Raw genomic sequence first — 10186 nt, 5'->3', positions numbered from 1 at the left:
CCCCGGCGACGCCGCCCGCCCCGGTGTCGCCGCCCGCCCCGGTGTCGCCGCCCCCCTCGGCGTCGCCGCCCCCCTCGGCGTCGTCCACAGTGGCGAGCGCGGGACGATCGGTGCCCGCGAGCCCGGTGCCGGGACGTCCGTCCAGCAGTTCCAGCAGTTCGGCCGCTGTCGGGCGGCGGGATGGATCCTTACGCATCGCGGCACTGACAAAATCACAGAGAGTCAGATCCAGGCCGCGCAGATCGGGCTCGGCGTAGACCGCCCGCTGCAACAGAACCTGTGGTGTTCCGTTACCGAACGGAAGCCGGCCGGTGGCCGCGAAGAGGACCACACCGCCCCAGGCGAAGATGTCCGACGCTGTTGTGAGGGGCCGCCGCAGAACATGTTCCGGGGTAATGAATGCCGGTGTGCCGAGGCCGGGTCCCGAGCCCGCCCGACCTGCCAGCGCGGCGGAGTTGAGGACGCGCACGAGGCCGAAGTCGAGCAGCCGGATTCCACTCGGAGAAAGCAACACATTAGCTGGTTTCAGGTCTCCGGAGACCAGACCGGCACCATGGAGCCCGGTCAGTGCGGACACAAGTGCCATCGCCATGGCCCGAACGTCGTCCGGAGGCAGCGGACCGGTGTGCGCGACCCGCTGGGCCAGCGTCGGAGCATCCACGAACTCCGTCACGACGTACGGCGGATGCGCCGTGGTGCCGGCGTCGATGATCTCCGCAAGTGACGGTGGCGCGAGCGCCCGAACAGTCTCAAGATCCGTTTGCAGCAGCCGGCGGAATTCGTGGTCGCGGGCGAACGCCGCACTGATCATCTTGATGACGACATGCCGGCCGGCTGGATCTAGCGCGAGATAGACCGGCCCGGTTCCAGCCTCAGCCAGCTGCCTTTCCACGGTATACGGGCCGATTGAAACCGGCCGATTGCCGCGTGGTGCTTCGAGGTGTCGCCGGGCAACGACCACAGGTCGGCACCTCCGAAATATTCGTGAAACCCCGTAACGAGAACGCCGCAGTCACATCGGACGTGCTCGCATGTTATCTATACGGAGGCCGCCCGAACGGGCCGGTTACGCTTCGCGGTCGCCGAGTGCCGCGGCGACCGCGAGGAGCAACCCGGGATGCCGGTAGACCGCCCCGATCGTCAGCGGCCCCCCGCGGAGCGCCTGTAGCACCTCGTCGTGGCGCGGGACCTGTGCCCATCGGGCCCGCACCAGCCCGGCCAGGGCGAGCAACCCGCCCAGATGACGTTCCAGCGCGTCGCCAGCCGGCCCGAGCAGGCCCCCGAGCCAGGCCCGGTACTGGGCCGCGCTCATGATTTCCCACACCACCCGGTCTGTCACCCCCGCAGACCCTTTCGGACCACCCTGGGGACCACGCTCCCCTTCCGGCCAGTGGTGCACCGCGACAATGTGCGGCAGGCGCACCAGGCTGCCGCTGGCAGCGGCGCCCACAGCGGCACCCGCGGCGGCGCCTGCGAGCTCGGGGCGGTGATCCGCGACGACGACCCGGCTGGCCAGGCCACGCGCCGTGCGCGCGTCGTGCAGTCGGCCAGCGAAGCAGACCGCGAGCGCGGTGCTGACGACCGGTGCGTACCGCGCGTGCACCGCGACCGCGGTGAGGTCCGCCGTCTCCACCAGTGCGACGGCCGTGCGAGCCGCCTGGCCGGGATCAGCGGCGACGAACTCCACCCGGGTGACCTGGTGGCCCGCGGACGGGTCGCCGGGCGGCACCGGGCACACCGGGGAGCCCGGCGTGCGGCGAACCCGGTCGATCGTGATCAGGCCGTCGACATAGGGCAGGCGCAGCCTGGGCAGGTCCGCGGCAGCAACGGCGTGCGGGTCGCCGCCCGCCATCGCCCGCCCCCTCGTGCCCGCTCCAGGTACGGCCGACCTTACAAGCGCTGAGGTGGGCCGGAACCCGAATTCACGAGAAGATCGATCCGAAGGCAACTACCAGCCCCAGCAGGCCGAGCGGCCACCTCCGGCGCTGTTGTCCCGCAGGCTTTCCGGCGCCGCCGGCTCCCCCGCGCCGCCTGGTCGGCCGGTCACCGACTGCTCGGCCGGGCCGACTACTCCGCTGGGTCGATTCCGCTGGGTAGATGGGCCGACTACTCCGCCGTGCTGCCGGACGACCGGGCGAAGGGCCGCAGGCGGGCGACCAGGCCCCGAACCTCGGCGCTGGCCGCGGCCAGCGTCTCCTCATAGGACGTCGCGGCCCCGTCGAGGAGCACGTCGAGCGCGATCAGGCGCTCGGCGACTTCGGTAATGAGGTCGAAGTCACGCACGTGCTGATGAGCCAGCTCAGCCAACCGCTCATTTTTCTCAAACAGCTCGACAAACACGCTCACCTTGGCACGCAGGAGCCACGGGTCGAACGGCTTGGCGATGTAGTCGACCGCGCCGACCGCGTACCCGCGGAAGGCGTGATGTGGCTCACGGTCAATCGCCGTCAGAAAGATGATAGGCGTGTCCCTCGTCCGCCCACGCTGCTTGATCCGGTGCGCGGTCTCGAAGCCATCCATCCCCGGCATCTGAACGTCCAGAAGGATGACCGCGAAGTCGTCGATGAGCAGACGCTTGAGTGCTTCCTCGCCCGAGGACGCCGTGACCAGATCCTGGTCCAGCGAGGCGAGGATCGCCTCCAGGGCCATGAGGTTGTCAGGCCGGTCATCCACAAGGAGGATCTTGCTTCGCGGGCGCTCCGAATTCGAAGCGCCCGCGGTTTCGACAGGTCCGCCGGTCCGCTCGGTCACCCGCCTGCCTCCTCCTTCGCCGGTCGGCCTGGATGTTCGTGGCGACGACACCACTGTTCCACCTTCGCCGATCGGCATGTCCGGGCCATCACCGGCCCGTCGACGCTTACCCGAATGCGCACCATACGCGATCTGATCATCACAGATGTGACCGCATCACTCCGAGGAGGTGATCGAGATCCACGGGCTTGGTGATGTAGTCCGTCGCCCCGGCCGAAATGCTCTTCTCCCGATCACCGGGCATCGCCTTCGCGGTCAGCACGAGAATCGGCAGCGGCGCGAAGGCGGGCATCGCGCGGATCGCGGATGTCGTCTCGTTGCCGTCCATGCCGGGGAGCATGACGTCCATCAACACGAGGTGCACCGGCGCGCTGTCCTGCTGGAGCATCCGGATCGCGTCGTGGCCGTTGTCAGCGTAGAGCACCCGCATCCCGTGCATCTCCAGAGCGCTGGTCAGCGCGAACACGTTGCGGACATCGTCATCGACTACCAGCACGGAGGCGCCCACAAGCGGATCGGAGCTGTCGAGGTTCGCAGCGGGTGGCCGAGCCACCGCCGACGGGTCGGTGAGAAACGGTGTGCCCCCGTCCGAGCGCGGGTCCACGGCGTTCCCATCAGAAGCCCGGCTTGACCACAGCGTACGCTCTCCGACCCGCGACCTCCCGGCCTGCCCCGAGCCCTCGCCGTTCGGTGCGGAACCGATCCCGGGCGCCGCCGGCCCGGCCGCCCCCGCCAACCCCACGCCGGTGCGCCCCGACCCCGAGCCAAACCCCGAGCCCGACCCCGGCCCCACCTCCGCAGAGGAGCCCGCCGTGACGAACCCCGGGCCCTGCCTACGATCCGGCGCGGCCAGTTCGGCCCCGGCCAGCCCCGGGCCTCGCCCACCGTCACCGCCCGCCTCCAGCCGCGACCGGGCCCCACCCGCACCTTCGACGATCATGAGAACGCCGTCCGGCTCGCCGGGAATCACGACCGCCGGCACCTCGGCCGGCATCACCGACGGGACGAACAGCGTGAACGTGCTGCCCTGGCCGATCTGGCTGGACACCGCGATCGAGCCGCCGAGCAGGCGGGCGATCTCCTTGCTGATCGACAACCCCAGACCGGTGCCGCCGTAGCGGCGGGACGTCGTGCCGTCCGCCTGCTGGAAGGCCTCGAAGATCATGCGGAGCTTCTCGGCGGCGACGCCGATCCCGGTGTCGCTGACGGCGAAGGACAGCACCATCGGCGCCGACCGCAGGCTCGGCGCGACGAACGGGGTGTCGGGCGACGCGACGGACACATCCAGGCGCACGGTGCCGGAGTCGGTGAACTTCACGGCGTTGGACAGCAGGTTCTTCAGCACCTGCTGGATGCGCTGCTCGTCCGTGACGAACTCCTCCGGGACGTCGCTCGTGACGCTGATCTCGAAGGTGAGGCCCTTCTCCTCCGCGGTGGGCCCGAACACTCCCGCGACGGCGTCGCACAGGGCCGCGGTGCGCACCGGACCAGCGTCGACGTTCATCTTGCCCGCCTCGACCTTGGAGAGGTCGAGGATGTCGTTGATGAGACCGAGCAGCTCCGAGCCCGCGGAGTGGATCGTCTCGGCGAAGTCGATCTGCTTCTGGCTGAGGTTGTGGTCGGGGTTGTCGGCCAGCAGCTTCGCCAGGATGAGCAGGCTGTTCAGCGGGGTCCGCAGCTCGTGGCTCATGTTCGCCAGGAACTCGGACTTGTACTGCGACGACAGCGCCAGCTGCTCGGCCTTCTCCTCCAGGCCGATGCGGGCCATGTCGATCTCGGTGTTCTTCTCCTCCAGCAGCGCCGCCTTCTCCTCCAGCTCGTTGTTGGTGCGCTGGAGCTCGACGGACTGGGAGCGCAGCTCCTGGGTGAGGCGCTGCGACTGGGCGAGCAGCTCCTCCGTCCGGGCGTTGGCCATGATCGTGTTCAGGACGACGCCGATGGTGTCGACGAGCTGGTCGACGAGGGTGAGGTGCAGGTCGGAGAACGGGGTGAAGGACGCCAGCTCGATGACGCCGAGTACCTGGTTCTCGAAGATGACCGGGACCACCACGAGGTCACACGGTGGCGCCTCACCGAGGCCGCTGCGGATGTTGAGGTAGCCGGCCGGGACGTCCTCGACCCGGATGCGCTTCTTCTCCAGCGCGGCCTGGCCGATCAGCCCCTCGCCGAACAGGAACGTGCCGTCCGAGCGGCGCCGCGGCACCGACCCGTAGCCGGCGACGTAGCGCAGCTTGTCGCCCTCGATGAAGTCGAGCAGATAGACGGTGCCCTGCTGGGCGTTCACCGCCGGGGTCATCTCGCTGATGATCATCTGGCAGACCGTGTAGAGGTCGCGCTGGCCCTGCATCTTGCTGCCGATGAGAGCCAGGTTCGACTTCAGCCAGTCCTGCTGGGCGTTGACCTCGGTGGTCTCCCTCAGCCGGGCGATCATCTGGTTGATGTTGTCCTTGAGCTCGGCGACCTCACCCTCGGCCTCGACCGTGATCGAGCGCGTCAGGTCACCGCGGGTCACCGCGGTGGACACGTCGCCGATCGCGCGCAGCTGGATTGTCAGGGTCGTGGCGAGCTGGTTGACGTTGTCGGTGAGGTCCCGCCAGGTGCCGGCGACGCCGGCGACCGTGGCCTGGCCGCCCAGCTTGCCCTCGACGCCCACCTCCCGGCCGACCCGGGTGATCTCGATCGCGAACGAGGAGAGCTGGTCGACCATCGTGTTGACGGTGTCCTTCAGCTCGGCGATCTCGCCCTGCGCGGTCACCGTGATCTTCTGGGAGAGATCGCCGCGGGCGACCGCCGTCGTCACCGCCGAGATGTTGCGGACCTGGGTGGTGAGGTTGCCGGCCATCGAGTTCACCGACTCGGTGAGATCCCGCCACACCCCCGACACACCCCGCACGTGCGCCTGGCCACCCAGGTTCCCCTCGGTACCCACCTCGCGGGCGACCCGGGTGACCTCGTCCGCGAACGACGACAGCTGGTCCACCATCGTGTTCAGGGTCTCCTTGAGCTCCAGGATCTCGCCCTGGGCGGTGACCGTGATCTTCTGCGAGAGGTCGCCGCGGGCCACCGCGGTCGCCACCAGGGCGATGTTGCGGACCTGGCTGGTCAGGTTGCCGGCCATCGAGTTCACCGACTCGGTGAGATCCCGCCACACCCCCGACACACCCCGCACGTGCGCCTGGCCACCCAGGTTCCCCTCGGTACCCACCTCCCAGGCGACCCGGGTGACCTCGTCCGCGAACGACGACAGCTGGTCCACCATCGTGTTCAGGGTGTGCGCCAGCCCCGCGACCTCGCCGCGGGCGTCCACGGTGATCTGCCGGGTCAGGTCACCCCGGGCCACCGCGGCCGCGACCTCGGCGATGCTGCGCACCTGGGTGGTCAGGTTGCCGGCCATGATGTTCACCGAGTCGGTGAGGTCGCGCCACACCCCGGAGACGCCCATGACCTTGGCCTGACCGCCGAGCTTGCCCTCGGTGCCGACCTCCTTCGCCACCCGGGTGACCTCGTCGGCGAAGGCCGAGAGCTGGTCGACCATCGTGTTCACGGTCGACTTCAGCTCGTGGATCTCGCCGCGGGCGTCCACGGTGATCTTCTGCGAGAGGTCGCCCTGCGCGACGGCGGTCGTCACCTGGGCGATGTTGCGGACCTGGCTGGTCAGGTTGCCGGCCATCGAGTTCACCGACTCGGTGAGATCCCGCCACACCCCGGAGACGCCCATGACCTTGGCCTGACCGCCGAGGTTGCCCTCGGTGCCGACCTCGCGGGCGACCCGGGTGACCTCGTCCGCGAACGACGACAGCTGGTCGACCATCGTGTTCACGGTCGTACCGATGCGGAGGAACTCGCCGCGCACCGGCTGGCCGGCGATCTCCAGCGCCATCTGCTGGGAGAGGTCGCCCTCGGCCACCGCGGCGATGACCCGGGCGACCTCGTGGGTGGGCCGGGCCAGATCGTCGATGAGCGAGTTCACCGACTGGGTGAGCTCGTCCCAGCCACCGCTGCCACCTAGGTCGTCCATCCGCAGGGTGAGACGACCGTCACGTCGAATCACCTTGGAGACTCTGGAAACCTCACGTGCGTGCCGCTCCTGCATGCCGGCGAGCTCGTTGAACCGGCGGGCCACGTCGCCACCGACACCGTCACCGATCGGGAGCCGGACACCGAAGTCACCGTCGACCAGCCGGTCGAGCCCCGCGAGCAGGCCTGGCAGCAACGCCTCCACGCCAGGAGGCGGCGGGGCGCCGTAGGCAGAGCCATTGACCGACCCGTTGGTGGTGTCGCCCGTCGCGAGGGTGCCGGTGGAGCCCGCGGGCGGACCGCCGGCATCCCCGCCATGCTCGGACGACTGCTGGCGGTCGGGGCTCACGTCGGCGCTCATCAGTCTCCTACCTTGCCGGTGACGGTGGAATTATGAGGGCTACGAGCCACCCACGGGCGGCCTGGGGCAAGCGGTGGCGGCCGGGTGGCTCGGGCCACGTGGCCGGTGCGCGGCAGCGGGTCCGCGATGCATGGCTGGTCCGGCGCCTGACCGACTGGTGCATGGCCGGTCGCGCACAGGTGGTGCCACCGGGCCCGGCCGGTGGCCCGTTCGGCCCAGCAGTCGACATCCGTTGGCCCGGGTTCCAGGGTGACTGACGATGGTGTGGTCGAGATCGGTGCGTGGGTAGGCGTGTAGCCGACGACGATGCGGAATGTGGCCATGGGACGGAGGTGTGCTGGTGTCGTCTGATCGGTCCGAACTGTGGTCCTGCTGTGGACTTTTGTCCCCGCCTGAGCAACTTCGGGCCAGGAACGCTCGAAGCAGGCACATCAGCCGCCAGTATCCGCCTTACCGAGGACGACGCAGGAGAGACTGAGCCACATGAACGCCGACCCAGCGGCCGGAGACCGGGTCGCGCCCCCGCGCTCTGTCGAACTGCCACCGACTGCTGACTCTCCGCGGTCGGCTCGGCGCTTCGTGCAGGACGTCCTGCGCGGCAATCTCGATGAGGACACCCTCGACTCGGCACTGCTCCTGGTCACCGAGCTGGTCACCAACGTGGTCGTGCACGCGGGGACGGTCGCGACGGTCGGCATCGCGCTGGAGTCCGCGGGCGTGCGCGTCAGCGTCAGCGACCGCCATCCGGTCCGCATCGGCGTCGGTCGCCGCGAGACGCAGGTGGTGCGGCCGCGCCCGGCCGAACCCGACGACCTCGAAAGCCTCGACGGGCTGGGCCTGGAGGACCTTGACGGCAGTCCCGACGGGCTCGAGGGCCTGCGCGAGGACGGCCGCGGCCTCGCGCTGGTCGACGCGCTGGCCAGCTCCTGGGGCACCGAGCACGTCGCCGGCGGGAAGACCGTCTGGTTCCGGCTGACGGCCGCCGCCTCCGCACAGCCACCGGAAGGCACGCCACCCGGTGCCGCGCGCGGCGCGGAAAGCACGGGAGGCGCGGGAAACGCGGGGAACGCGCTGAGCGCGGAGGGCACGGGGACCGCGGAGGGCGCCGCGGTCGTCGCGCCGCTCAAGCCCGGTTCCGCAGGCGTCCCACCCAGACTCCCCCGGCTGATCGCCCGCGACACCGCCCGTGCGCTGAGCGCCGAGGGCGAAGTGTCCGAGCTGCTCGCCCAGCTTCTCGACGCCCTGCCCGCCAGCGGCGGCATGGTGCGGCGCCCCGCCGCGGACGGCGTTCGGGTCGAGACCGTCGCGGCGATGGGCCGCGCCGGCACGGACGCACAGGCACGGGTGTTTCCCCTCGACCCGACCCAGGACAGCCTGGGCGAGCTGCTGCTCTGGCCCTCCGTCGACGGCGCCGCCACCGGCGCCGGTGGGCCTGCGGACAGCCACTCGGCAGGGCGCGCAGAAGGGCACACGGGAGGGCACGACGGCTTCGACGTCGAGCGCGTCCAGCTCGTCTCACGCTGGATGGCCCTGGCTCTCGGCGGCGGCGACATGCGACGGGCCGAGGAACGCCGCATCGGGATGCTCTCCTTCCTCGCCGAGGCATCGGACCTGCTGGCGGGCAATCTGGACCTGGCCCGCTCGCTCGCGCTGCTGGCCCGACTTCCGGTGCCCCGGCTGGCGCAGTGGTGCGCGGTCTACCTCAACCACGAGGGCGCGAGCCCGACGCTGGAGGCGTTCGGGCACGCCGAGGAGTCCCAGACGGCCGCGCTCACCCGGGCCGCGGTCGACCCGGACGGCGCGCTGATGGCCGCGGTGCGCGCCGCGCGCGGCGACCAGGTCCAGATGGTGACCGCGTTCGGCGGGCCCGCGCTGGTCGTCGTCCTGCAGGCGCGGCGCCGCGTGCTCGGCGTGCTCGCGCTCGGTCGCGCCCCCGGCCACGCCTTCCTCGCGGACGAAATGGATCTGCTGGCGGACCTGGCCCGCCGGGCCGCGTTCGCGGTCGACAACGCCAGGCTGTACAGCCGCCAGGTCGAGCTCGCCGGCACCCTGCAGGCCGGCCTGCGCCCGCCCGCGCTGCCGGACATCCCGGGGATCGATCTCGGCTCCGCCTACGGGGCCGCGCAGTCCGCCGGGCTCGACGTCGGCGGGGACTTCTTCGACCTGATCCACGGTCCGAACGGCTGGACGGTGGCCATCGGCGACGTCTGCGGCAAGGGAGCGGAGGCCGCGACCGTCACCGGGGTCGCCCGCGCCGTGCTGCGGCTGCTCACCGGCCGGGGCGCGGCGCTGGAGGAGCTGCTGCTCGAGCTCAACCGCGCGCTGCGGGACACCGCCACCGCCGGGAACGCCCGCTTCTGCACGATGGCCGCCGCCTCGATGCTTCCGCTGGCGGGCGGCAACGCCCGGTTCCACCTGCACCTGGCCGGCCATCCCCAACCCGTGGTCCTGCACCAGGACGGATCAGCGTCCCTCGTCGGCCTGGCCGGCACCCTGCTGGGCGTGCTCGACGACGACGAGATCTCCTTCCCGGGCCTGGAGCTGCAGCTACAGGCGGGCGAGTCTCTCGTGCTCTACACAGATGGCGTCGTCGAGGCCAGGCAGGGGCGGGAGTTGTTCGGGGAGCAACGGCTGGTCGACGCGGTGGCCGGCTGCCATGGCCTTTCCGCACAGGGGGTGGCCGACCGGGTGCTGTCCGCGGCAGAACGGTTCGCGGGCGGCAATCTGCGCGACGACGTGGCGATTCTCGTCGCCCGGGTGGCCGACTGAAGCCTTCTCCATCGTCGCCGCTGCCCCTGCCCCTGCCCCTGCCACTGCCACTGCCCCCGCTGCCACCGCCCCCGCCGCCACTGCTTCTGAGCAAAAAATGAGGATTTTGGCTGCTTGAGCAGCCAAAATCCTCAGATCTTGCGGACCGTCAAGCGACTCAGCGTTTCCGCTTGCCCCTATTGCCCGAATTGCTGGCGCTGGGCGGCGGCGCGGGATCCCCGGTGGGTCGCCGTGCGACAGGTGGGCACGGACCGCCCGGCCACGATCGGTGGCCCCGGATCCGCCACT

The 10186-nt window shown here is 70.5% G+C and carries 5 protein-coding genes; 1 reads left to right on the top strand and 4 read right to left on the bottom strand.

Translation table 11 applies throughout. The annotated features are described in order from the left end of the window. The 4 genes from FREUN1FDRAFT_RS14265 to FREUN1FDRAFT_RS14250 all read right to left on the bottom strand — a co-directional run. Positions 1–892, bottom strand: an 892-nt coding sequence (locus tag FREUN1FDRAFT_RS14265) for a serine/threonine-protein kinase (RefSeq protein ID WP_232295191.1), incomplete at its 3' end; no start/stop codon positions are given. A 174-nt stretch (positions 893–1066) separates the two neighbouring features. Further along, positions 1067–1852 carry a hypothetical protein gene (locus tag FREUN1FDRAFT_RS14260; RefSeq protein ID WP_006540785.1) on the bottom strand — a complete coding sequence of 262 codons (786 nt, stop codon included), beginning with the start codon at positions 1850–1852 and terminating at the stop codon, positions 1067–1069. Positions 1853–2106: 254 nt separating this feature from the next. After that, a complete protein-coding gene (locus FREUN1FDRAFT_RS14255) occupies positions 2107–2751 on the bottom strand; it encodes a two-component system response regulator (protein WP_006540784.1) in 645 nt (214 codons plus the stop codon). 139 nt (positions 2752–2890) lie between these two features. Continuing rightward, a complete protein-coding gene (locus FREUN1FDRAFT_RS14250; protein ID WP_006540783.1) occupies positions 2891–7129 on the bottom strand; it encodes a HAMP domain-containing protein in 4239 nt (1412 codons plus the stop codon). 483 nt (positions 7130–7612) lie between these two features. Between FREUN1FDRAFT_RS14250 and FREUN1FDRAFT_RS14245 the strand changes: the two genes are divergently transcribed. Continuing rightward, positions 7613–9898 carry a SpoIIE family protein phosphatase gene (locus tag FREUN1FDRAFT_RS14245; RefSeq protein ID WP_006540782.1) on the top strand — a complete coding sequence of 762 codons (2286 nt, stop codon included), beginning with the start codon at positions 7613–7615 and terminating at the stop codon, positions 9896–9898. The last annotated feature ends 288 nt before the right edge of the window (positions 9899–10186 follow it).

This window comes from Parafrankia sp. EUN1f, assembly GCF_000177675.1.
Lineage (GTDB): Bacteria > Actinomycetota > Actinomycetes > Frankiales > Frankiaceae > Parafrankia.
This window is presented reverse-complemented; position numbering and strand designations above follow the sequence as displayed.

Bases quoted from the DNA above. Each gene is read 5' to 3' on its own strand.
- FREUN1FDRAFT_RS14260 (WP_006540785.1), bottom strand. From the start codon at position 1,852: ATGGCGGGCGGCGACCCGCACGCCGTTGCTGCCGCGGACCTGCCCAGG.
- FREUN1FDRAFT_RS14250 (WP_006540783.1), bottom strand. From the start codon at position 7,129: ATGAGCGCCGACGTGAGCCCCGACCGCCAGCAGTCGTCCGAGCATGGC.
- FREUN1FDRAFT_RS14245 (WP_006540782.1), top strand. From the start codon at position 7,613: ATGAACGCCGACCCAGCGGCCGGAGACCGGGTCGCGCCCCCGCGCTCT.